The organism is Methylocella sp. (assembly GCA_037200525.1).
Lineage (GTDB): Bacteria > Pseudomonadota > Alphaproteobacteria > Rhizobiales > Beijerinckiaceae > Methylocapsa.
On sequence record JBBCGG010000001.1, the window covers coordinates 878,895 to 902,488 of the forward strand.

Consider the following 23,594-nt stretch of genomic DNA (forward strand, 5'->3'; position numbering starts at 1 on the left):
CGGCGTTGAGCTGGCGTTGAACGCAAGGCGCCGATGAACGCCTTGTCACGCTGGAAAAAAGAGCTCGCCTTTTCCAAGAACAGCGGTATCTCCGCCAAAGCGCTTGAGCCGGCCCGCCAGAAGTTTCGCGGCGCTGCTGCTGCTTGAGCTCAGCAAACGCGAGAAAACGGCGGCGAAGGTCAAATCAACGGCGCCGCCATCGACGAAAGTCGGGGCCAGCGCTGTCGCCTGACCCAAAACGATCGTGCCTCTGCGCATCAGATAGCCCGGCAAGAGGCCAGAAGCGCCAAGCACGACCAGCGTGCCGGCGATGATGCGGCTGCCCGGATAATCTCCGGCGGAGCCTTCGATTATGATCGTGCCGCGACGCTGACGGTCCCCAGCCCGATGTCCGGCCGAACCGCGCACGATCAGCAATCCGCCGGTCATGCCTTCCATCTCGCCATCGATCGGGGCTCCGACAAAATCGCCGGCATCGCCTTTGATCTCGAGTCGGCCGCCGGACATGGTGGAGCCCGCGAACGGGCCGGCGTCGCCGCTAACGACGAGATTGCCGCCGCTCATGTTGCGCCCAACGAACTGGCCGCTGTCGCCCTCGATGATGATTTCGCCGCCGCTTAAAGCGTGGCCGAGATTATCGAACCGCGATGATCCGCCTTCGAAGCGGATCGCGTCGGCGCCGCCGGATTTGATGCGAAAAATATCGCCGACCGTGCGCTTTTCCCGAGTTGTCTGCAATTCGATCGCGGCGATATCCGCCTCGGATTTGCCTTCGAGCAAATGCGGAACGAGAGGAGCAAGATCGAGCCGCTGATCCGGCTCCTGCTTGAGAGTTAGGACTAGCGTCACGGCAAAAGATCCTTCAAATGGAAGTGGAAGGGGCCGAGTTTGCCGCCATAATTGCCGGCGCCGACGCGCACCGCGCCTTCTTTCGGCCCGAGCTTCACAATGGCTCCAAGGCCGGCGCGCATGGCCTCGGCTACGGCGCTTTCGGTCAGTCCGTCGATGACGATTTCGAGGACGCAGCCAATGTCCTCGTCGAGATTGCTTTTCGCGACGCCGCGCAAAGTCGGGCAATAGGCGTCATTGGTCGACGCCGACATGCCTTTGTATTTGGACCCGACCTTGGAGCCGGATCGCACGACGCCGCCGGGGAAGGGCATGATCACGCCATCGACGCCATTCATCGCCTCGATCGCATGTTCGGCGGCGCGCATTGTAGTTTCCCAATTGGCGCCCATGATCAGGAGGTTGCCGCCTCCGACCGCCTGCTTGGTCAGGCCTGTCGTCGCCTCGCAAAAAAACTCGCCGTCCATGCAGGGAATTCGCCAGAAGCTGCGATCCAGAAACTTTTTCGAGATCTGCCAGCCATCGCCAAAGGTGCGGATTGCGTCGCCGAGCTGCAACCTATCGGTTCCCTCGAGATCGGCGAAGCAGGCTGATCCGGGCGACGTCAGAATGCATTGGCCGAGGCGATCGACGAGCTGCGTCTGCAACATGCCGGACGACATGGAAAAGACCAGCACACGGACGCCGGGGCGGCCGTCCGGGGTCTTGTCCGCGGGCAATTCGCGGCCGATGCCCGCCTCGATGCCGCATCCGATGACGGAGGTGGCGAATCCGGTCATCGTCGTAGCGGCCTGCCTGGCCCATTTCATAGTGGGCGCGGTGATGACGATCGCGGTGCCTCTCATTGGAAAGGCCTCGGCGAACGACTCGTCAATGCGGACGCCGTTGCTGATCATTTGGCGCATGCGACCTCCTGGAACGGATCTTTATGCGGGAGCATATGGGCGGGCACGGCGAACATATTATGCGAGACGCCATAGTGGCGTTCGTAATATGCGCCGAGGCGCCGGTTGATCGCCTTGTCGTAACCGGGGTTGACCTTGAGCGCCTTGCCCCAGCGGTAGTGGCTGACGCGCCCATCGCGGACGACGAGATCGCCGTCCTTGAAAACGAGATGCGCGTGGCGGAACATTTTCGCGATGTCGTCACTAGGCGCATAGACCGCGACGTCGGCCACCGCGCCTGCGCCGAGCTGGCCGCGATCCTTGAAGCCGAACAGCTTGGCCGGCGCCGCTCTCGTCATCATCGCGACTTCATTGACGTCGTATTCGCGGGCGATCGAAGGCAGCGTCGTATAGGCGAGAACGTCCTGCGGAATGCGGCTCAAAACCTCCGCCCTGCGGCTGCGGCTCATCAGCAGCGCGAAAATCTCCGGATAGGTCGTGAATGGCGCGCCATTGGGATGATCCGTGGTGAAGAAAACCCGGTGCGGATCATTGATCAGCAGGAACAGCTCGAGCCCGCAGGCCCATTGAACGGCGTTGACGAAATCGCCCTCCCGATAGAGGTAGGGGACAATGCCGCCGCCATTCGCATCGCCGTCGAAAATCACTGATTTCCGCGGCTTGGCGCTCCCGACGGCGCTGAACTGGCGCAACACGTCGGATGAGATCGTGACGGTCTGCCCGAACATCACCTGACCGATGTCGACGGTGACGTTGGGCGTCGCGTTGATCGCTGCGGCGAGGGTTGCGGCGGCGGAGGAAAAGCCGTGTTCGCCCTCGGAGCCGTAACCGTAGAATTGCATATGCGCCAGATGCAAAGGCATGCCGCGCGCGGCCTCGATGGTTGCGAGCGCGGTCGAGACATTGCCTGGAATGCCGAGATTGTTGGAGTGCAGATGCAATGGATGCGGGACCTTGAGCTCCGTCAGCGCTTGCTGCAAAGCCTCGACGATTCTTCGCGAGGTCACGCCATAGAAGGGCACGACATCGTCGAGGCCAAAGGTCCGCGCATTATATTTGAAGGCTTCAGCTCCGCCGGCGTTGATGCATTTGAGGCCGAGGCTATTGGTCGCCGCCAGGGTCGAGGCGACGTAATCGGCGATCGCCGCCGGGCTTTCGCCGTCGCGCAGGAGGCTCAGAAGAAAATCATCATTGCCGAGAATGGTCAGCGTGGCTTTGTCGATGATCGGAATGTCTGAAAGTTCGAGATGCGCCTGCAACGCCTGATGCGGCGCAACAGCCGGCTCGACGACCGTTGTAAAGCCCATGGAGGCGTAGATGTTGCCGGTCTCGAAGGTCGACCATTTGGAGGTGGCGAGCGGCAGCGTCGGAGCCCTGCCGGCGCGGTGCATTTCCGGCAGCAGCAAGCGCGCCGTGTTCACATTGCCGCCGGCGATATGCGAATGAATGTCGATCGCGCCGGCCATGACGATCTTGCCGGCGACGTCATGCGTCTGGTCTGGCTGGCGGCCATGAGGCGCCGCAATGATGCGGCCATCCTCGATCCAGAGATCGGCGATCTCATCGCGATGATGATAGGGATCGACGATCCGGCCACCCTTGAGAAGAATCAGCATTTAGGCGTCTCCACCGAACTGTTGGGCGATGCTTGCGATGACGGATGCGACTGAAGCCGCATTGCTCGGATGCAAGGCCTCGCGCGCGACAATCGCTCCAACCTCGCGCGCGAACTGCGCCGAGTCGTAATCAACGCCGGGACGGCCGATGTCCACGCGCACCTGCGGTTCTTGCGAAAATTGCGTTTCCGGCGGAACAAGCGCGATGAGCGGGACTTGCTTTTTCCATTTCGGCGTCGCCGCGCTATAGGCGGAGATCCACAATGCGGCGTCGGCTTCGCCGCTCTCGATCAGCCGATCGGCGTCGAACCGCCATGTATCATGTACGGGAAAGCCGCGCCCGAACGAGGTACGCATCGGGAACCCCGTCATCCAGCCCGATGTCTGCAAAACGCCGAACGCATTGTCGTCAGTCCCGAGCGGCAGGCCGGTGAAGCGGGTCGTCTTATTGAGATCGGTCAAGAGGCCATAAAGCATTTCGATCGAGAGCCGATCCAGCAGATCGGGCCCCCATACCGCAACGCCAAACCGCGCGTGCTTGAGAATTTCGGCGACCGCGTCGAGCTTGCTCTTGACGGCCTCTGCGGCGGCGATCGGCCGGCCGGCCACGCGCGCGCGGACAGATGCGAGGGTCGTCTGCAAATCTGAAGTCTCCAGCGCTTCGACGGCGACGCCCTCGATCGCCGCGCCGTCTGGGCCGGGCGCGATCCAGATGAGTTTTCTTGACTCCTGCACAAGGCTCATCGGCGGGATTTCGGCGGGCGCGAGACGCTCTATGAGTTGCGGCCAGATGCGCGTCAGATCGCCGCCGATGAAGAGAAGAACATCGGCATGCAGCCGGGCGATGCTCGGCGTCGTGACCATAAGGCCCGCCTGGCGGACGACATCAAGGTCGGCGAAAATCTGATTCGATCGCAAATGGTCATAGGCGCCGCGCACGCGTTCAGCGAGCAAGATCGAAGCTCTTGCCCCGGCGACGTCCGTCCCGAGGCCGGCGATGACGGGGAGGCGCGCGTGCGACAGAATTTCCGCGGAGCGTTCGGCAGCCGCTTCGATCGAAGCGGGCTTTCCATCTATCCGGGCCTCAGTCATGATTCCTCCTAAAGAACTCGCTCGCGCGGCGATCGCGCCGTTGGAGCTTGCATTGCCTTCGCGCGCCTTTCCTGCATTTCGCGCCGGTCGGCGGGCGTCGAGGAAGGGTCGCGTCACTCGAGTTATTGCGCGCGGACCGACTCAGTCGCCTCTCGCGCTTTTACGGAATTGACGGAATTTCCAAGAAATCATGCCGGGACCGCCGACAAAAAACAGACATTCCTCCCGCGACAGGCGACCCGGTCGATCCCAACGTCGGAAACGACATCGTTTTATCGATTGCAATGGTGTTTGGCGAGGGCTTTAGTGGGGCCGCAGGGTGGCGCAACCTCAAATAAATGCTGATCGCGCATCCATGCGGCGCAAGACGATGACGTCGTTTTTTTGACCGCGCCCATCCGGACGCCGTCCCTCTCTTGAGAGTTGACGCCGCCGCCAATAATATGCATACGAAATTTTGGACGTTCTCTCGGGAAGTTCGGTCTTTGCGACCCCTTCATGTTAAGCCGATGGGACTACCGGAGGAAGAGTCCGTGCTGAATCAGGCTCCAAATTCCATGACTGCCGACGGTCGTTTTTGCGCGCAGGCCTTGTTTGGTCGCCGTTTGGTCGCCGCCCTCGATGCGACGGAGCGGCTGGACGGCTGGTTCGCCTATAAAGGCAGGCCGACGCCGCACCCGGAGCCCGCCAAGGCGCCGGCTCCTAAGAAAGATGCTTCGAACAATCCCCCTCCAGAAGCGCCTAAGCCCGCCGAACCGGCAAAAGAGCCCAAATAGGCGCGCGGCGCGCATTATTTGCTTCCCGGCAAGGAACGCCCCCGAGAGCATGATCTTATCTGAAAAGCTGCGGCCTTTTCGGATGGGAATCGCGTTCATATATTTTAGGGGGGTATTGAGCTTGATCACTCCGATTTGAATCAATCAGCTTGAGACACCGGGCGACCGACAGCGGACAGGATGATCGATCGGTTCGTCGTTGAGCGCGGATTCCAGGCCATCATGTCGATGGATTGGATCGCTCCAGAGGTATTTGACGGGTGGGTTGATGGAGACCGTTCGGCTTCCGCAAACCCGCCCTTCGAGCGCGCAATCAAGGGGGCCTGACCACGGCGGGATGAAGGTTCAGAGGCAAGTCCATGCACGTCATCGAAATTGATTTTCGCGACCCGGCCGACGCGGCCTACGGGCTCGGGCATTTGCCTTTCCTGACCTTTCTCGACAGCGCGATGGTCGATGAAAAGCTCGGCCGCTATAGTTTCATCGCTGCCGACCCTTTTGCGCGAATTCAAGGCCGCGAAACCGATCGTAGCTGGGTCCAGCGCGTAAAATCGCTTTTGGCCGATTTTGCCATCGCCCCCTTACCCAACTTGCCCCCGTTTCAAGGCGGGGCCGCGGGGCTTTTTTCCTATGAGCTTGGCCGCAGCCTGGAGCGGCTGCCAAAACCGTTGCGGGACGACCTCGCATTTCCCGATCTATCGCTTGGGCTCTATGATGTGGTCGTCGCTTTTGACGTGGTGGAGCGGCGCGGGTGGATCATCTCGACGGGCCTTCCCGAGATGGAGCCTCAGGCGCGCAATCGGCGCGCCGTCGAACGCGGGCTGTGGTTTGAGGCCGAGCTTGCGCGACAGACCGCTATCTCTCCGGCGGCGAATATCTCGCTCGGGGGTTGGTCCAGCAATTTCACGCGCGAGGGATATGAGCGGGCGGTCGCGGAAGTCATCGAGCGCATTCTCGCCGGCGATATTTTTCAAGCCAATTTGTCGCAGCGGTTCGAAGCGCCCGTCCCGCCGGATTTCGATCATTTCGGTTTCTATCGCCGTTTGCGCAAGATCAATCCGGCTCCCTTCGCCGCTTATCTCGACCACGCCAATTTCATCATCGCCTCGGCTTCGCCAGAGCGTTTCCTGCGCGTTGAGGGCGATCTCGTTGAGACGCGCCCAATCAAGGGCACGCGGCCGCGCTTTGCGGACGCGCTCGTCGACATGCTGCAGGCGAAGGCCTTGAGCGAAAGCCGCAAGGATCGCGCCGAAAATGTCATGATCGTCGATCTGTTGCGCAACGACCTGTCCAAAGTTTGCATCCCAGGCAGCGTGCAGGTGCCGCAACTATGCGGCCTTGAGTCCTTTGCAACCGTCCATCATCTCGTCTCTTCCGTCGTCGGGCGGCTCCGCGACGGCCAAGGCCCCGTCGACTTGCTTGCGGCCGCTTTTCCCGGCGGATCGATCACCGGCGCCCCAAAACTTCGCGCCATGGAAATCATTACCGAGCTTGAGGGTCATGCGCGCGGCCCCTATTGCGGCGCCATCGGTTATCTCGGGTTCAACGGAACGATGGACCTGAACATCGTCATCCGCACCGCCAGTTTCCGCGGGGGCTCTTGCGTCGTGCAGGCGGGCGGGGGCATCGTCACGGCTTCGGATCCCGCATCGGAATATGTCGAAACGCTGGACAAGGCGCGACGCATTTTCGAAGCCTTCGGCGCGATGGAATTCGCGCAATGATCCTCGTCATCGATAATTATGATTCGTTCGTCCATACGGTGGCGAACTATCTCAGCGAGTTGGGCGAAACTCCCGTCGTCATTCGCAACGATGCCGCAATGCCTAATGAAGCCCCGGAGGCGATCGTGATTTCGCCCGGGCCTTGCACTCCGAACGAGGCGGGAATGTCGATGCAGCTCGTGCGCGATTATTCCGGGCGCGTTCCAATCCTTGGCATTTGTCTTGGCCATCAGGCCATTGGCCAGGCGTTCGGCGGACGCGTAACGCGGGCCTTGCGGCCAATGCATGGCGAGGCAAGCTCCGTGCGGCACGCCAGCGCAGGCATTCTGCAAGGCTTGCCCAATCCGCTCAGCGTCGGACGCTACCATTCACTGATTGTCGAACTCGATGAACAAGACACCCCGCTCGAAGCGACGGCATGGTCGCAAGAAGACGAGATCATGGCTCTGCGACATCGCGATCACCCGACCTTCGGCGTGCAGTTTCATCCCGAATCGATACTGACGGAGCAAGGGCATCAATTGCTGCGCAATTTCCTTGGATTGATCAAACGGTGATGACGGGCGGAGCCATGAGCCGGCTGGACCTCCCAGGGCGCATCGCAGCGAGGCCAGAATTGCTTTTCCGGCTCCAGGCCCTATATTGTTGCGAAAATCACGCTGGAAAATAGTGGCGAAGGCCAAGCCCAAAATCTTTGGAACCGCATGGCGCAACGCGGCTTAGCGGGTTCGTTGCGCTGACTTTCTGTCTGGCGGGGCGAGCGTTTCGTCTTCCGGCAGTCTAGCAACACGCGATCTTCACGAAGAAACAGATGGATAGAGAGCATGATCGGCTCAGTTTAGAGCGATCCTGCCAACGACGCTGGGGGAATCGTCGCAATGACTTTGATGCTCGCGAGCGTAACGGGCGCTGCTGAGGCGGAAGCGGTTTTGGCGGGCGGCGTCGACATCGTCGATCTCAAAGACCCGGCGAGAGGGGCTCTTGGCGCGCTGGACGTCGAAGTCGTCGCCGATTTAGTTCGCACGGTCGCCAAACGGCGGCCGGTTAGCGCGACCATCGGCGATGAGCTTGCCGAGCCGCAGATCGTTGTCGACGCGGTCAGCGCAATGGCTGCGACCGGGGTCGATTACGTCAAAGTTGGCGTCAAGTCGGATGCGACCGGAGCCGATTGCGTCCGCGCATTGGGGTCGCTCGCAAGCAACGCCAAGCTTGTCGGCGTTCTGTTCGCCGATGGCGAACCGGATCTGGATCTCCTGAAGCTCATGGCCAAACAGGGCTTTGTCGGAGCCATGCTCGATACGGCCATAAAAGGCGACCGGCGTCTTCTCGATCATATGGACGTTGCGAGTCTCGTCGGCTTCGTCGAGCGATGCAAAGAAGCGGGGCTGATGTCGGGTCTCGCGGGTTCGCTGGAGGCTCCCGATGTGCCGCGTCTGCTTCCGCTTCAACCGAACTATCTTGGATTTCGCGGGGCCTTATGTCGGGGCCGATCCCGCGTAGCGGAGATCGATCCGGCGGCGGTGCGGATCATCCGCGATCTCATTCCACGGGAAGCCAATGGCGTCCGCGCGGCGGGCGAGCCGACTGTGGATTGGCGGCTTTTGCTTGGCCGCGGCTATGTCCCGGCCAGTGAACGCGGCGCCGAGACGGATCGGGTCTTTGTGCATGATCTCGTCATGCCATGTTCGATCGGAGCCTATGATTTTGAACGCGGGCTGAAACAGGATGTGCGTTTCAACATCGATGTGGATGTCAGGCGCCTGCAGCATCATTCCGATGATATGCGCTATATTTTTTCCTACGACCTGATCGTTGATGCGATCAAAATAATCCTTGGCCGCGGCCATATCGATTTAATCGAAACTTTGGCGAGGGATATCGCCGATTCTGTGTTGCATCACCCGTGCGTCGCGCAGGTTTCCGTTCGGGTCGAAAAGCTCGACGTCATCCGAGGACAGGTCGGCGTCGAAATCAAACGCGAGCGCGCGGCCGAGTCGCTTGCAGTCGAGAAGCTTTTTCTGAGCGAGCCGGGCGCCGCCAGCACAACGAGGAGTCGTTGAGCGCCACCATCGTCAAACTCGGCGGCAGCCTCGCCTCTTCGCCGCAGCGCGAAGCCTGGCTTGCGGCGCTGGTTTCTTGGGGTGGGCCGCTGATCCTCGTTCCAGGCGGCGGTCCGTTTGCCGATGCCGTGCGCGACTCGCAGGACAGACTTGGGTTTGATGATGTTGCAGCTCATCGCATGGCGCTGCTTGCGATGGAGCAATTCGCCGTGGCGCTCAGCTCATATTCGAAGGCCTTCGTTTTAGCGGCGTCGCGACGAGACATGGACGCCGCCATCAACGCCGGAAAAATTCCAATCTGGCTGCCATCGCTCATGGCCTTGGGCGCCCCGGATGTGCCCGCGTGCTGGGATGTGACGTCGGATTCGCTTGCCGCGTGGCTTGCGGGGATCTATCCCGCGCCCCGCTTGCTGCTGATCAAATCCTGCGATCTTAGGGGGCCGGTTTCCGCGCGCGACTTGGTCGCGCATAAGATCGTCGATCCGCTTTTTCCGCATTTCGCCGCTAAAAGCCGCGCGGCCGTTTGGATCGCGGGACCGGCGTCGCTGCCAGGCGCCGCGGCGCTTTTGCAATGCGGCGGAATGCCTGGCGTCGGCGTCGCGCCTGACGCCATGCAACCTATTCCGTCGGCGCGGTCGGATTCATTGCGCAAGGCCGAAGCGAACTGATCACAACATGAGCGAGCGCATCCTTTTCGTTACCGGCCATCTCGCCTATCCGCGCCTCGATCGGTTGTTGCGATCCATGGGCGAGACGCCGTTTACCTGGGAGATCTGCGATATAGGCGTCAAGGTCGCGGCCCTGATGACCGAAGCCATCCTGCTGCGCCGGTTGCCGCGCCCTATTGGCGCGGACCGAGTCATTTTGCCCGGCCGCTGCCGCGCCAATCTGGAGCGGCTCTCGGCCGAAGTCGGCGTCCCTGTCGTGCGCGGTCCCGATGAGATCCACGATCTTCCGGTCTTTCTTGGGCGCGGCGGGCGCGTCCCGGATCTGTCGCGGTTCAACATTCGGATCTTCGCCGAGATCATCGACGCGACGGCCTTGCCTCTTGAGGAATTGCTTGCCCGCGCGGAGCGGCTGCGCAAATCGGGCGCTGACGTCATTGATCTTGGCTGTCTTCCAGACACTCCGTTTCCGCACCTTGAGGATTGCGTTCGCGCGCTGAAATCAGCCGGGAGCGGGGTCAGCATCGACTCCGCCAATCCCGATGAATTGAGGCGCGGGGCCAAGGCCGGCGCGGATTTTCTGTTGAGCCTTGATGAAGGCAATCTCGACATTGCTGAGGACACGGGCGCGACGCCGATTCTTGTCGGCGCGCCGCTGCACGACATCGACTCGCTGGTTCGCGCCGCTGAAGGAGCGGCGCGGCGCGGCTTGCCATTTATCGTCGATCCCATTCTCGATCCGATTCATTTCGGATTCGCCGCCTCTCTCGTCCGTTACGTCGAAACGAGACGCCGTTTACCGCAGGCCGAAATGATGATGGGCACCGGCAATTTGACTGAGCTGACCGAGGCGGATTCGAGCGGCGTCACCGCGCTGCTGATCGGCCTTTGTTCAGAACTCGAGATCCATAACGTGCTCACCGTCCACGTCAGTTCGCACACGCGGCGGACGATCGAGGAGCACGATGCCGCGCGCCGTCTCATGCTGGCGGCCTCGACCGACGGCGCTTTGCCCAAAGGCTACGGCGGCGGGTTGCTTCAGATTCACGATAAGTCGCCCTATCCATCCACGGTCGCGGAAATCGCCGAGGTTGCGGCCGATGTGCGCGACGGCAATTTTCGCATAGCGACAGCCGAGGACGGAATCCACATCTACAATCGCGACGGCCATCATGTGGCGCGCGAGGCTTTCTCGCTATTTCCCAAGCTCGGCGTCGAGGCGGATGGAGCTCATGCATTTTACCTTGGCGCCGAGCTGACCAAAGCCGAGATCGCTTTCGCGCTCGGCAAACGCTATACGCAGGACGAATTGCTCGACTGGGGCTGCGCGACTGACCCACCCGAAGAGCAAAGAGATCGTTTGCGCGAAGCCGGGCACACTCTCCGCCGCAAGGAGTGATCGGAGCAAGGCGCTGATTTGGGAGGAGGTGGCGAGATGCCGGTGATTCGCGAAGTCATCGTTACGACCATCGATCGATCGGGCAAGCCGCATCTTGCGCCGCTGGGCTTGATAGAAGACGGCGACGGTTGGATCATTGCGCCCTTCCGCCCGTCGATAACGCTCGACAATCTTTTGAGCGTGCCTATCGCGATCGCCAATTACACCGATGATGCGCGCATTTTCGCCGGCCTCGTGACCGGCCGGCGCGACTGGCCGCTTGCGCCTGCGGCGGCTGGCCGTCCGCCTCGTCTTGAGGCGGCGCTGGCTCACGCCGAACTCCGCGTCTCGCACATCGAGAATCATGCCGAGAGGCCAAGGTTCCATTGCAACATGGTGCGTCTTGAGAACCATGCGCCATTTGAAGGATTCAATCGCGCGAAAAACGCCGTGCTCGAATGCGCGATTCTCATGACGCGATTGCATATGCTGCCGCGCGAGAAAATCGACTCCGAAATCGCCTATCTCTCGATCGCCATCGAGAAGACGGCCGGTCCGCGCGAGCGTGAGGCCTGGTCATGGCTGATGCACGCGCGCGAGGCATTCTACGCCCCGAAGTGAAGCGCCGCGGCAAGCGCCAAAGCGGATGCGGGAGCGCAATCAGAGACTTGGCTCCGCGCCTCAGGAAGCGCATCGATCAGATCGTCAAAGGCGATAAAAGGGCGCCCCAATCTTTCTGCCAATTGACGAACGACGCCGCGTCCGACTCCAGCCCCGACCAGCGGCGCGGCGGCGTCCAACAGCCCGCGCGATAAAACGAGAGAAGCTGCATCCATGATCTCGCGCAACTGCGCTTCAGCGAAGAAATGCGCGAGGCCGCTCCATGCGGCGTCGTCAGCATCTCCGACGTCCCGCCCGATCATGCGCGCGAGCCGCGCGCGGGAAGCGGCCGCCGTCTTCTCGCGTCCATCCGACGTATCCATTTTATCGGCGCCCTCCGGCAATTGCCCGAGGATGCGATAGACATCAGCCGTATTCGCGAACCACTCGTTCATCAAGGCGGTCCATTGGCCGGCGAAAGGGACCAGTTTTGGTCCGGCCATCAGAAAGGTTCGCACGAGGCCCGTGTAGACGAGTTCGCCATGCGCCAGCCGCTCCGCATCCGTGTAGCCCTTGTTGGCGGCAGACCCGTCGGCGATCGGAATGACATCCGTCGTCGTCGAGCCCATGTCGACGAAGAGCGCTTGGCCTTTGCGGGCGCCGATCAGCGCCGCGCTCGCACGCCAATTCGCGGAGGCTATATCGAGCGCATGGATTGCGACTTCGCTTCTGCCGACAAAGCCGGAGCGACCTGCGTAAAACACTGCGCGGTCTGGAGCCAGCAGGCGTTCGACAATCGCCGCGACGCCCTCTACCCCCTCCTGGCGGGTAGCGAAGGCGTCGCATAATTCGCCCGTCATCGTGACCGCGTTGAGCGGAGCGCAGCCGATTGCCGCCGCAGCCTTCGCGAAGGCGCGGTCGAGTTCGCTCAGTCCCAGCCATAGCGGAGAGGCGACTTGCACGGCGCGAGTGATGACGCCGTCTTCGAGGCGCGCGGCTTTGAGATGCGCGCCGCCTACGTCCCAACCGATGACCGTTTTCATGTGTGACGACCCGTCTCGATTTTTCTCGCCGATTTCACCTCGATCAAGCGAGAAACATGCGATTGTTTTGCATAACATCGCGGGCGGAAACAGCGAAAATCAACGCGAGCGCGTCGATCGCAACGCTCACGCTCTCGCGATGCAGGAGATTTGGATGGAAGTTATTCCCGTCATCGACCTCAAGAGCGGCGCGGTGGTTCGCGCACGCCTTGGACAACGCGATTCTTATGCGCCGATCGAAACGAGGCTGTCCCCGACAAGCGCGCCGGTCGATGTCGTCGCCGGGATGCTGACGCTATATAATTTTCGCACGATCTATGTAGCCGATCTTGATGCGATTGAATCGCGTGGCGACCATGAGGAAAGCCTCAGCTCGCTGAGCGCCGCTTTTCCAAATGTGACTTTCTGGGTCGACGCCGGCATCAGCGATGCAGATCAGGCGCGGTCATGGCTTCTGCGTCACGCGCGAGAAAATCTCGTTCTCGGCAGCGAAACGCTCAAGGGCGCCGAAGTCCTGGCAGCGTTGAAACCGGAAGGCCGGATTATTCTTTCGCTCGACTTTCGCGGCGAATGTTTTCTCGGGCCGGAGGCGCTGTTTGCAGAGCCGCGCCTATGGCCTTCGCGAGTCATCGTCATGACGCTTGCGCGCGTTGGCGGCAATGCCGGCCCGGATCTCGATCGCCTCGAATCGATTGCGGAGAGGGGCCCTGAAGCCGACTTCAGCATCTATGCCGCAGGCGGCGTTCGCGGTCCCGCCGATCTTGCTTCTCTTGCGCGAGCTGGGATCGCAGGCGTTCTCGTCGCCTCGGCCTTGCATGACGGCCTGTTGACGAGCGCCGATCTCGCCGCGGCCGGATCAAAATAAAAGGGGGCCGGAGCCCCCTTTAAGTTTTTGATAGCGCAGCACCTTGTCCAAAAAGTCTAAAACTCTCCGGGATCATGCCTTCGCTTCAACGCATGGTCTTATCCGAAAAGTCTGACTTTTCGGGATCATGCATTAATTCGGCGCGAAGGGATGCTTTGCGGTGTTGCGCTGGGCGACGACGGTTTCGGGCGTCGGGTCGCCGTTGATGGCGCGCGCAATAGCTTCCTTGGTCGCCTGATAGTTATAGTCCTGGATCTTCTTGTCGTCCTTGGCTTCCCAATGGATGAAGACGCCGACGCAGATGAACAGGTCGTTTGCTTCCTTGATCGGAATGACGCCATCGGCGACGCTGTCGGCGACAGCCTTGGCGACGCCACGCTGCGCCGGACCAAACATCTGCACGGCCTGCGTCGCATTCTTGATCGTCACTTTGTTGAACATGACGGTCGCGGGCTTGGCGAGCAGGTTCGGGGCGACGACGGCGAGGAGGGAGGTGAAACCGTCCTTATTGTTGACCAACGCGTTGGCGAAGGCCGTTTCGGCGGCGCTGCCGCGCGGCCCAATGAGGAGGTCGATATGGGCAACTTCGTTGCCTTCACCGACGAGCGACTCGCCGACCATCAGTTTGGTAATCTTGGTCACGTTAAAAAATCCTCCCATGAGAGTCCCCTTCATAAAACTGCTGTCGAAGAAGTTCGACAGACGTGAAGGCTTATCCTTGTTGACAGCACCCAAGTTCGCCGGGCCGGTTTGCCGGATAGAAGCGGCGATGTTCCGCTGCGGCGCACTCAACCATTATTGGGCCGCTGGATCAAGGCGCCAGTTAGCCGATTGGCAAAGAGCGTTGCGACGGTGAGATCGGCGGTCGCGCCGGGATTCAGTCCCGCAGCCTTCAGACGCCGGTCGAAATCCAGGAGGTCATCGAGCGAATCCGCAGGGTTTGATTGGGTCATAAATTTGTTGCGCGCTGTGAGAGCTTCCGCCTGAACCGCTGCGGCCGCCTCTAGGCCATTTTTACGCGCGATGTGGCTGTCGGGAATGCTGGCGAGGAGCCCAAGATAAACGGAAACAGCCGGCCAGGGCGCCGGCCAGCCATTTTGGCGGGCCTTTTTGAGAGCTGCGGTTCCGGTCTCGAATATGTCAGAAAAATCAGCGGCATATTGGTAGGCTATTCTGTCTCTGCCGGCGGCCTCGCGCATCGCCTCTAAAAGAGTCGTCTCGGCCGCGTCATGAACGTCGTGGCGGCCGGCGTTGCCGAGCCCCGCCGGCGAGGCGCGAAGGATGGCGCGGAACGCCAATTGCGCGTCATCGCGAGTCAATCCGGCGAGAACAGCCTTCAACGCGGCGCGAAGATCGCCGCCCAAATCCGCTGCGGCGGCGAGCGGCGCGCACAATAAAATGATGCCGAGATTGGTGTTCATCCCGACTGACGCCCAGGTGGCCTCGACGGCCGACAGGATGCGCTCCCCGACAGAGGCCGCGGATTCGCACAAAGGCGCCGCGGCGACCTCCGCGCTGCGCAGAAAATGCTCCGCCGCCATGCCGTGGCCGGCGGCGAAAATATGTACGTTGCCGGGCTTTGGCGCTTCGATCTCATCGCGGCACGACGCGATGAAAGCCTCCGCGATTTCGTTCAAGCGGCGCCCTCCGCCGCATTTCGGTCGATGCGCGCCAGCAGATCGGCGGCCAACCGGTCGGAGATCGAAAAGGGCGCTACTTTCTGCAATCCGCGCCAGCCTGGCATGCTGTTCACCTCAAGCACCTGAGGCGCGTTATCTACGTCCAAGATAATGTCGACCCCGGCGAAATCGGCTCCAACCGCCGCCGCCGAGCGCAAGGCGAGATCGATCATTGCATCATGGGGCTCGAGCCATTCCGGCCGGGCGCCCAGCTTGACGTTGGTGATCCAATGTTTTGAGTGACGCGTCATCGCGGCGATGACCTCGCCATGCGACACGAATAACCGCATGTCGCGAAATCCATTGCGCTCCACGGCTACAAATCGCTGCAGATAATAGACGCCTTCGACTTCATGGAAAGGAGGAAGATCCTCTTCTCGCCGAATGAGTTTCAGGCCAAAACCCTGCGCGCCGAAAAGCGGCTTGAGAACGAGAGGACCCCGCGCCGCCTCCCGTCGCACGATCTGGTGCGCCGCTTGTTCGGATTGAACGGTCCAGGTTGGCGGCGTTGGAATATTGGCGCGCGCGAGGGCGAAGCTCGTCGCCGCTTTGTCGACGCAAAGCTCAACGGTTCGCGCGGAATTGACGACCGGGACGCCGATGTCGCCAAGGCCATGCAGGATGCTCAGGCGCACGGTGACGCTTTCGAAACTGCCGGACCCGATCGCGCGAACGAACACCGCGTCGGGACAATCCGCGCCGAAGCCGGGGATGATGAGACCGCTCCGGCGCTTGGTGTCGAAACCGCATTGCGCCAGCCGGATTGGGGCCGCGACAACGCCCGCGCGCGAAAAAGCCGCCATCAGATCGCGCGCGTGCCAATCGTAAAGATCGACCGCTATCGCGACCTTTGGTCGGCCTGAGGCATTGGCGATCGCGACCGACTCAAGAGAAAGAGGCATCGAGCAATGCGTGGTCGATCTTGCCGGCGCGGAAGGTCTCTCCCGTATCGACGGCGGTGACGATCGCGCGCGCGGGGCTGAAGAGCATCGGGTCGATCGAATAGAAATCGCCTTTATAGGCCTTGAACACTTCGGCGAAGGGCCGCCCGTGATCGCGCGATGTCGTGCTCGGCAATTGTTCCGCTAAAGCCCTGGCGTCGTCGGCGGGTCCCGTCACGAAAAGCTGCGCCTGGCCGCCATAAATGATCGCATCATTGGTGCGGCCCATGGCCTTGATGAAATCCGGGTGGGGCGGCGAAAGCGGCGCGCAGGCCAGCCCGTCAATGATGCGCGAGAGCGGGAATTTCAGCTCGTGGGCTTTATGCAGCGCGACTTCAAGAACCCGCGCGACAACCTGAACGCCGCCGGCGAGGCTCTGCGTCGGGGCGAAAATAAACGCGAGATTTTCGGGCTTTACGCCGCAAGCGTCAGCGACTTTCTGGACGACTTCGGGCGGCGGCGGGCGGTCGCCTTCGAGAACCAGAGTGGCTCGAGCGGCGTCGTCATGATAGGCGAGCTCCGCGAACAAAGGCTCCTTGCGCGCCAGCGCACGACCGGGGCCGGACCCGAGGGCAAAAAATGCGCCCTTGCTCTCGCCATGCGACAGCGCCCAGCCGGCGTATTGGCTGGCGAGGCAGGCGATCACTGGGTCGGCGCTGCGAACGGAAATCTGAAACGGCCAGTTGGAATGGGAGCCGGTTGGGCCAAGCTCAACTGTGCCGAGGCCGCCGAGGCATATTTCAGCGATGCGCAAGCCAGCTTCGATGCCGCCGCGCGCGGCCTTGCCGGCGTCAATAATGGTTTCGCCTTTTTCACCCTTTGAAACCGCAATTCGCAACTGGGCGGCGTCGGCGACCATGCGGTCCACCAATTGTCCCGCCAAGGCGTTGATGCTCGGTTCTTTCTCGCTCAAGATGCCGCTTCCTTCCCACGAAATTCAATTTCCTCATGGATAAAGGCGGTCCGTTGATCCAAGAGCGTTCGGGCTCGCTCAGGCTCTACGGCGCACGCTTTTACCGTACAAAGAGGATCGTTTGTTACTAAGGCGGTTTGCGGTTTTTGTCGATCCGCCGCCCAATCCGGCCAGTCCAGCGCCGGCATGGAGGCGATTGGACGCCGCGCATAGACGATTCCCGCCGCCGCCGCTCCGTCAAATTGCAGCGGACGGTCGGGCGGACGGCCAAGACATGCGTCAAGATGCGCTTGAAACAGGCGGCCTTCGCGATCCTCGAAAATGTCGAGCGTCGCGCCCGGTCGAGGATTGATTTCGATCAGGGTGAAATCGGCGCCATCGACCAGAAAATCGATGCTGTTTAGGCCGCGAAGGCTCGCAGCGCCAGCCACGGCTTTGGCGGCTTTCGTCAGCAAAACTTCCATTTTGGGCGACAGGCGGGCAGGACGCAGGCTGCCGCCGAAGCGGAAAGGCTCGTCAGGCGCGGGCGCAGGCCATTGACGGCTCACGCCAAGCACATCGGCCTCAGTTCCATCGGCGAGCAATAATAATGAGACAGGATCGCCCGGGGCGATGCGCTGGAAATAGACGGACTCGTCGCCAGCCCGCCATGCGGCGGCTGGCGCAACATGGCTTCCGCCTGCGCCTCCGACACTTTTGACGAGCCAGTTTTCAGCGTTTTGAGGCATCGTGACGCTGATGTTTGGATGCGGAATGCCGAGAACGGCGCAGAGGCGCGCCAATTCGATCGGATTCTTCACACGCCGCACCGCGTCCGGTTGATTGCCGAAAACGGTCCAACGCTGGGCGAGGCTTTCGAGGAGTTCGATGCGGTCTTCGAAACCGGCGCCATAGACGAGCCCGGCGGGGGCTTCCAGCCCCGCCATCGCGTCGAGCGCGGCGATTAAAGTCTCGCCTTCAAATCCGGATTGCGGATGGCCAGCGAGGCGGTTTGCCGCAGCTAGAGCGCGAGTGTCGTCGTCGTCGAACAAGTCGGCGACGAGGGGTCTGTAACCGCCGCGCCGCGCCGCAGCCGCCAAAGCGCGCCCGGAAGATGCCGCGATAAGTATCGCGGCGCCGGCTTTAGGCGATCTCACGCGCCAGGACGAAGGCGTCGCGAAAATCGAGGCTGAGCGCTTTGGTCGATGTCGCCATGCGCTGGAACAAGCCAGCTTCGGTCTTGTATTTCACATCGCCGATGGCAAGCGGGCCGACTCCGAGAACGCCGCCAGCCAATTCGGCGCCATTGGCGAACAACTCGAGGCCCTCGATGCCTGCCGGCGGCACGGCATTGACGTCAGCGGCGACGAGCAGGGATTTCGCTGAGGCAAGAGTCGCCGACGACAGAACCTGCACGCCTGCGGCGGCGGCGCAGAATACGACTTCGACGCCCTGCAGCGCTTCGATCTTCTTCTCTTCCGTGCTGCCGTCGACGGCGCGGACATCGACGCCGAATCTTTTCTTGATGTCGTCGGCCTTGCCTTGAACGCGCTTGGCCCCGTCATAGCCGGCGAGGATCACGTCGGCGCCTTCCAGCGCGGAGATGACGCCGGCCGCATAGCCGACAACGCCAGTTGCGCCGAAAATCAGGATCTTCGTCTTGGCGAGCTCCCGATTTTTCTTCTGCTTCAGGAGCTTTTCCACGCAGGCCACCATCGCGGCGGCGGTGGTGAAAGATCCAGCCGGATCGGCGAAAGCCGAAATTTCGAAAGGCTTCAGCAACGAGGCGCGGACCCGCTCCATCATGTCGAGGGCGAGGCCTGCGTCCTTGCCGGCGATGAAGACGCCGGTGCGAACCGCGTCGCGCGGGGAGCGGGAAAACATGGCGTCCTGAACGAGAGGAGTGATTTCCTCGAGCGTGACGCCCGTATAAGGCGTCACCGAATCATAGCCGGCGTCGAGCGCCATATTCACGTCGAAAGGACTCATGTGTTTTAACGGGCTGAACATGTGCAATATATTTTTCGTGGCCACGCGGCTTCCCCTATTTATTGGCCATCAAGGGTTCACCCTTCACGATGGCTGCGTGATTAATACCTTGGCATATCCGCAAATCTACACCCAAGGCGGCGGCTTTTGCCTGCACGAGGCTGTAGAGGCGCTGCGCTTCCTCGGCGCTTGCGGCGAAAGCAAAGCCCGTTGGGCCCCAGGATGACTGGCCGGGCCCCTTCGCGCCATGCATTTGAAGCTCGGCCATGATTTGCCCCACCACCGCGCTCGTATAAGGCGCTCCGCCTTGCGCTGGAGCAAAATAAGCGCCGACAATTTGCTGAATGCGAGCGATTGCTTCGCCGAACATGTCGATATCGCGTTCGACTACCGCCGGTAAAGCCTTGATTAGCACGAGGCGACAGATTTCCGCGGCGGCCGTGGCCTCGAAAGGCGCCAATTTAGCGAAGGAGGCGCTTTCCTGCGGCCCGTGTATGCCCTCGATCCGAGGATCGAAAACGAGAATAACGCGCCATTCCTGCGGGAAATCGAGGCGGGCGATGACGGGCGGCGTCAAAGTTCGCTCGCCCCGACCGCCATCGACGATCAACCCGCCGCGCTCGAAAAGTCCGACGCCGATGCCGGAGCGCCCGCCGCGCCGCAGCAAAAAGGCGTCATCCGACGCATTCGGCGCCAAGCCTTCGAGGCGTTTCAGGGCGGCGGCGACGGCGAGAGCGAGCTGCGTCCCAGACCCAAAGCCGGCATGGGCCGGGATGGCCTCGTGAATGATTAGCTTATAATTTGAGGCAAGGCCTAGATGCTGGGTGAGAAGAGCAAGATGTGCCGATGCGCGCTCGGCCTCCGGCCCTTCGACTGAGGTCGTCGCGTCGCGCGCGATTGAGAGGCGGGTCACGGGATGGTCGATCGCCAGCCCAAGGCTGCCAAACCGCCGGCCAAGTCCGCCATTCATATCGAGAAACCCGAGATGAAGGCGTGCGGGTGCTATCGCGGTGACAGTTTCGAACATGACCCTTCTTTCTCCGAAGATTCCACGCGCTCAGTCATCAGGCAGGCCGCGCATTGGAGCATGAACGCTTCGGTTGAAGCGCTCGCGCTTGCTATCTCGTTGGTTTAACGAATGATCCAGCTCGATGCCACCGCAACTTTTCGCACACTGAAGTCTGCGGGGTTCATTCAAATACCGAGCGCTGATGATCAGATCAACCCGGCTTGCCTTGCGATCCTCTCAACGTGCGCTCCTTGAGCGAATCATAGAGCGGCGGCTCGCCTAGCATCGTGGCCAGCGCCATCGCCGAAAAACACGCGGCCAGCATCGGCAGGAGCAGCCTCGAGTTGGCGGTCATCTCGGTGACGAGGATGATTCCGGTAAGGGGCGCCCGCACGACGGTGGTAAAAAATGCGGCCATGCCGACGACCGCGAACATGATGGCGTGTGTGGCTGAGGTGCCTGGATCCGGGTGGCAGAGCGCGCCAAAAAAGAAGCCCATTTGCGCGCCCAAGACGAGGAGGGGCGCGAACAGGCCTCCCGGCGTTCCGGCGGCGTATGACGCAGAACCCAGAACCAGCCGCACCAGGAAAAACAAGGGAAGCAGAGCGAGCGGTTCGGCGCCGATGAGCGTCGTTTGCGTGATCTCGTCGCCGCCGCCGACGAGTCCTGGCGCGAACCATGCCAGCGCCCCGACCGCCGCCCCGATCAGTCCGGCGCGAACTTCGACTGGCCAGTTCGCCAAGCGGTCGGCCAGCGCGAGCGCGCCAAGAAGCGTGCGATTATAGACGACCCCGAGCAATCCGGCGACCCCGCCAAGGGCGAGGCAGAGCAGATTGTCGCTTGCGTCGGGGTAGGGGAGAGATGCAACGAAAAAGTCGGGCTCCGGCCCGGTGAGGAGGCGGGCGACCACGATCGCGCTGGCCGAAGCGCCGAGCGCCGCAACGGCATTGCGCATTTCGAATTTTTTGATCAGCTCCTCGAGCACGAAGGCGGAGCCCGCCAGCGGCGCATTAAAGGCGGCGGCGAGCCCGGCGCCGGCCCCGGCGGCGAGCAGCGATCGGCCATCGGCCTCATTGCGACCGAAGAGTTTTCCCATTCGATGAGCAAGCGTCGCGCCCATCTGCACGCAAGGTCCCTCGCGTCCCAGCGCGAGGCCGGATCCTATCGCCAAAAGGCCGCCTAGAAACTTGACCGGCAGCAACGCGAATGGCGCTGGCGGCAGCTCGCCGTCGATGACCGCCTCAACGCGAGGAATGCCGCTGCCAGCGGCGGTTGGCATGAAGCGGCGCACCAGCCACGCGCTGAAAGCCGTGGCCGCGGCGGCGATCCCGACCATCAGCAGGCAACCAACTATAGGCTGATCGCGCCACCCCGGAGGCAGCAACCGCCATGGCAAAGGGAGATCGCGCCAGTTTTCAGGGAAGGCGATGCGGAGATTGTCGGCCTCCCGCAGCGCCAACCGGAATAGACCGCATATGAAGCCGCTCCCTGCCCCGGCGGCGGCGGCGAGCAGCGTTAAAGGGAGCAGGCTCGAACGAACCGGCGTCGGCTGCATATTTGCGGCTCACTCGCAACGACGACAAAAGCCGCAAAGCTTTACCACGCTATGGCGAGACGCGCGTGTCAAAGCTGGCGGGAGCGCGCTTTCGCTCAATAAGTTTTCTTCGCTTCTGAATCGCTGACGCGGTCGGCGATAGCCAGCACCAGCATCGTGACCGCGAAGGCAAGCATAATGCCGACCACCCAGGCGAGCTTCGCCGAGTCGGCGTTTTTGTCGATGTGCATGAACCATTCAAGAACATTGACGGCGGTGATCGCCACGATCGAGCCCAGCAGCTTCTGCTTCAAACCAGAGAAGCCGATTCTGATAATCCCATTTGGCCAATCCGAATGTTTTTCCCAATCAATTGGGACCACGAAATTCTCATAACTGGAGCAGATTACGATCAGGATCAAATTGGCGGTCAGAGAGAGATCGATGAGGCTGAGGGCGCTTATAATCACCTCTGAGTCAGGGTAGGTCTTCAATTGCAGTATGAAATCGATGACCTTGAGGCCAAATTTGTAAAGCAGTCCGACGAGGCCAATGATAAGACCAAATAGAAACGGCAGCATTAGCCACCGGCTATTGAAAATGATTGTCTCGATGCTGCGTCTGATCCGGTTCATGTTAGCCTCCGACGCCGTGATGCCACGGATCATCGGCGACGCGCAACAGAGCGCCGCGCGGACGCGACCGCCGCAGCAACGATTTTGGAGTTAGACGGCCTTCAGCGCATCGACGCGCACTGGAACCGGCGGATGCGAATAATAGAACAAGGCGTAGAGCCGATCTGGAGTCAGCGTTGACAGATTATCGCGAGAAAGCCGCGTCAGAGCGCTGATCATGGCGTCCTTGCCGACCATTGTCCTGGCGAAATCATCGGCCTGAAATTCCGCGCGGCGCGATAGACAATTGGTCGCCGGCGCCAGAAGATGCAGGAGAGGCCCCATCGCCGTCAAAACGATCATCAGCACAAGGCCCGGATCGTTGGGCAAGCCGAATTGACGCGCAAGGGCGCCTGCGGAAAAAGCCCAGCCCAGAATCGCAAAAACCACGAACGCAAAAAGCGCCGACTGCGCGATGCGCTGGCCGATGTGCCCCAATTTATAATGCCCAAGCTCGTGAGCGAGGATCGATAGGATCTCATCGGGCGTGTGCTTTTCCAGGAGCGTGTCGAAAAAGACGATGCGCTTGGCCCTGCCGAAGCCGGAAAAATAAGCATTGCCATGACTTGAGCGCTTGGAGGCGTCCATGACGAACAGGCCTTTGGATTCGAAGCCGCATTTGGCGAGTAGAGCTTCGATGCGCGCTTTCATCGGCCCATCGGGCATAGGCGTGAATTTATTGAATAGCGGCGCGATCCATGACGGATAGATCACGATCAAGGCCACCATGATCGCCATTGAAGCCGCCCAGCCAAACAGCCACAATAGGTTCGGGAGGACCGCGAGCAGCCAAAACAGGCCATAAAGCAAAGGAACGGTGAAAACGAGTTGCAGCGCGAGGTCTTTCAAGAGATCAAGCGCGAACGTAAGCGGCGTCGAGCGGTTGAAGCCGAACTTTTCCTCGAGCCAAAAGGTGCGGACGATGGCGAAGGGCAGGGTGAGCGCGGAGCTGATCGCGCCGACCGCCACGACTATGGCGACGCTGCGGGAGATGCCGGGCGGAATAATCTGCGCAGCGAAAGCATAGATCGGCGACAGCAGAATGCTCAGCCAGAGCACAGCCATGACCGTCTCGAGCACCGTATGGATCGCGCTAAGCCGCGTATTCGCCAACGTGTAATCGGCTGCTCGTTGATGCTCGTCGAGCGTAACCGCGTCGCGGAAATCGGCTGGAACGCTCGATCGGTTCTCGGCGACGAAGGCCGCCTGCCGGCGCTTCAGATAAAGATCCAACGCGCCTGACAGAATAATGGCGGCGATGATGGCCGTTGCGATCAAGCTCAATGGCGCGATTCCCAAAATT

General features: G+C 61.3%; 23 protein-coding genes. 8 read left to right on the forward strand and 15 right to left on the reverse strand.

Features of this window, described 5'->3' with window-relative positions:
* Nucleotides 1-45: 45 nt before the first annotated feature.
* Genes WDN46_04085 through WDN46_04100 form a run of 4 tightly spaced genes read right to left on the reverse strand, consistent with a single transcriptional unit; the run spans nt 46 to nt 4,462 of the window.
* Nucleotides 46-849 carry a formylmethanofuran dehydrogenase subunit C gene (locus WDN46_04085; protein MEJ0092625.1) on the reverse strand — a complete coding sequence of 268 codons (804 nt, stop codon included), beginning with the start codon at nt 847-849 and terminating at the stop codon, nt 46-48.
* Nucleotides 846-1,754 carry a formylmethanofuran--tetrahydromethanopterin N-formyltransferase gene (gene fhcD / locus WDN46_04090; protein ID MEJ0092626.1) on the reverse strand — a complete coding sequence of 303 codons (909 nt, stop codon included), beginning with the start codon at nt 1,752-1,754 and terminating at the stop codon, nt 846-848. Before fhcD ends, WDN46_04085 begins: the two co-directional genes overlap by 4 nt.
* Nucleotides 1,742-3,370 carry a formylmethanofuran dehydrogenase subunit A gene (locus tag WDN46_04095; GenBank protein ID MEJ0092627.1) on the reverse strand — a complete coding sequence of 543 codons (1,629 nt, stop codon included), beginning with the start codon at nt 3,368-3,370 and terminating at the stop codon, nt 1,742-1,744. The genes fhcD and WDN46_04095 overlap by 13 nt, the downstream gene beginning before the upstream one ends.
* Complete coding sequence (locus WDN46_04100) at nt 3,371-4,462, reverse strand: tungsten formylmethanofuran dehydrogenase (protein ID MEJ0092628.1); 1,092 nt, start codon at nt 4,460-4,462, stop codon at nt 3,371-3,373. It abuts the gene before it with no gap.
* A 509-nt stretch (nt 4,463-4,971) separates the two neighbouring features.
* Here WDN46_04100 and WDN46_04105 point away from each other — a divergent pair.
* From WDN46_04105 to WDN46_04135, 7 genes are all read left to right on the forward strand, one after another.
* Nucleotides 4,972-5,238 (forward strand): hypothetical protein, encoded by a 267-nt coding sequence (locus WDN46_04105; GenBank protein ID MEJ0092629.1) that lies wholly within the window; start codon nt 4,972-4,974, stop codon nt 5,236-5,238.
* A gap of 359 nt (nt 5,239-5,597) precedes the next feature.
* Nucleotides 5,598-6,962: an aminodeoxychorismate synthase component I gene (gene pabB, locus WDN46_04110; protein ID MEJ0092630.1), complete on the forward strand. Its 1,365-nt coding sequence runs from the start codon at nt 5,598-5,600 to the stop codon at nt 6,960-6,962.
* Entirely contained in the window at nt 6,959-7,519 is a 561-nt protein-coding gene (locus tag WDN46_04115; protein ID MEJ0092631.1) for an aminodeoxychorismate/anthranilate synthase component II, read from the forward strand. Before pabB ends, WDN46_04115 begins: the two co-directional genes overlap by 4 nt.
* A gap of 321 nt (nt 7,520-7,840) precedes the next feature.
* Nucleotides 7,841-9,022, forward strand: coding sequence for a (5-formylfuran-3-yl)methyl phosphate synthase (locus WDN46_04120; GenBank protein MEJ0092632.1), 1,182 nt, complete (start codon nt 7,841-7,843; stop codon nt 9,020-9,022).
* Nucleotides 9,019-9,690 (forward strand): hypothetical protein, encoded by a 672-nt coding sequence (locus WDN46_04125; protein MEJ0092633.1) that lies wholly within the window; start codon nt 9,019-9,021, stop codon nt 9,688-9,690. Before WDN46_04120 ends, WDN46_04125 begins: the two co-directional genes overlap by 4 nt.
* A 7-nt stretch (nt 9,691-9,697) precedes the next feature.
* Nucleotides 9,698-11,086, forward strand: coding sequence for a DUF6513 domain-containing protein (locus WDN46_04130; GenBank protein ID MEJ0092634.1), 1,389 nt, complete (start codon nt 9,698-9,700; stop codon nt 11,084-11,086).
* Between the two features lie 36 nt (nt 11,087-11,122).
* Nucleotides 11,123-11,686, forward strand: coding sequence for a DUF447 domain-containing protein (locus WDN46_04135; GenBank protein MEJ0092635.1), 564 nt, complete (start codon nt 11,123-11,125; stop codon nt 11,684-11,686).
* Here WDN46_04135 and WDN46_04140 read toward each other — a convergent pair.
* Nucleotides 11,671-12,708: a hydantoinase/oxoprolinase family protein gene (locus tag WDN46_04140; protein ID MEJ0092636.1), complete on the reverse strand. Its 1,038-nt coding sequence runs from the start codon at nt 12,706-12,708 to the stop codon at nt 11,671-11,673. The two genes, WDN46_04135 and WDN46_04140, sit on opposite strands and share 16 nt — an antisense overlap.
* Before the next feature lie 154 nt (nt 12,709-12,862).
* Here WDN46_04140 and WDN46_04145 point away from each other — a divergent pair, with 154 nt between their 5' ends.
* Entirely contained in the window at nt 12,863-13,573 is a 711-nt protein-coding gene (locus WDN46_04145) for a HisA/HisF-related TIM barrel protein (protein MEJ0092637.1), read from the forward strand.
* Between the two features lie 132 nt (nt 13,574-13,705).
* Here the strand turns inward: WDN46_04145 and fae are convergent, their stop codons facing one another.
* The 10 genes from fae to WDN46_04195 all read right to left on the reverse strand — a co-directional run bounded on the left by fae (nt 13,706) and on the right by WDN46_04195 (nt 23,575).
* A complete protein-coding gene (fae, locus tag WDN46_04150) occupies nt 13,706-14,215 on the reverse strand; it encodes a formaldehyde-activating enzyme (GenBank protein MEJ0092638.1) in 510 nt (169 codons plus the stop codon).
* Nucleotides 14,216-14,361: 146 nt separating this feature from the next.
* Entirely contained in the window at nt 14,362-15,210 is an 849-nt protein-coding gene (locus WDN46_04155; protein MEJ0092639.1) for a triphosphoribosyl-dephospho-CoA synthase, read from the reverse strand.
* On the reverse strand, nt 15,207-16,154 hold the full coding sequence (locus tag WDN46_04160; GenBank protein ID MEJ0092640.1) for a RimK family alpha-L-glutamate ligase: 948 nt from the start codon (nt 16,152-16,154) through the stop codon (nt 15,207-15,209). Before WDN46_04160 ends, WDN46_04155 begins: the two co-directional genes overlap by 4 nt.
* Nucleotides 16,138-17,052 carry a methenyltetrahydromethanopterin cyclohydrolase gene (gene mch, locus WDN46_04165; protein MEJ0092641.1) on the reverse strand — a complete coding sequence of 305 codons (915 nt, stop codon included), beginning with the start codon at nt 17,050-17,052 and terminating at the stop codon, nt 16,138-16,140. The genes WDN46_04160 and mch overlap by 17 nt, the downstream gene beginning before the upstream one ends.
* A gap of 50 nt (nt 17,053-17,102) precedes the next feature.
* The gene (locus WDN46_04170; protein ID MEJ0092642.1) at nt 17,103-18,242 is read right to left on the reverse strand and encodes an ATP-grasp domain-containing protein; all 1,140 of its coding nucleotides are present in this window, start codon (nt 18,240-18,242) and stop codon (nt 17,103-17,105) included.
* Nucleotides 18,229-19,074, reverse strand: a complete 846-nt coding sequence (locus WDN46_04175; protein ID MEJ0092643.1) for an NAD(P)-dependent methylenetetrahydromethanopterin dehydrogenase — start codon at nt 19,072-19,074, stop codon at nt 18,229-18,231. Before WDN46_04175 ends, WDN46_04170 begins: the two co-directional genes overlap by 14 nt.
* A gap of 55 nt (nt 19,075-19,129) precedes the next feature.
* Nucleotides 19,130-20,101: a beta-ribofuranosylaminobenzene 5'-phosphate synthase family protein gene (locus WDN46_04180; GenBank protein ID MEJ0092644.1), complete on the reverse strand. Its 972-nt coding sequence runs from the start codon at nt 20,099-20,101 to the stop codon at nt 19,130-19,132.
* Between the two features lie 193 nt (nt 20,102-20,294).
* Nucleotides 20,295-21,638, reverse strand: coding sequence for a ClC family H(+)/Cl(-) exchange transporter (locus WDN46_04185; protein ID MEJ0092645.1), 1,344 nt, complete (start codon nt 21,636-21,638; stop codon nt 20,295-20,297).
* Nucleotides 21,639-21,733: 95 nt separating this feature from the next.
* Nucleotides 21,734-22,252, reverse strand: coding sequence for a YqhA family protein (locus tag WDN46_04190; protein MEJ0092646.1), 519 nt, complete (start codon nt 22,250-22,252; stop codon nt 21,734-21,736).
* A 90-nt stretch (nt 22,253-22,342) separates the two neighbouring features.
* Entirely contained in the window at nt 22,343-23,575 is a 1,233-nt protein-coding gene (locus WDN46_04195; protein MEJ0092647.1) for a M48 family metallopeptidase, read from the reverse strand.
* Nucleotides 23,576-23,594: the final 19 nt, after the last annotated feature.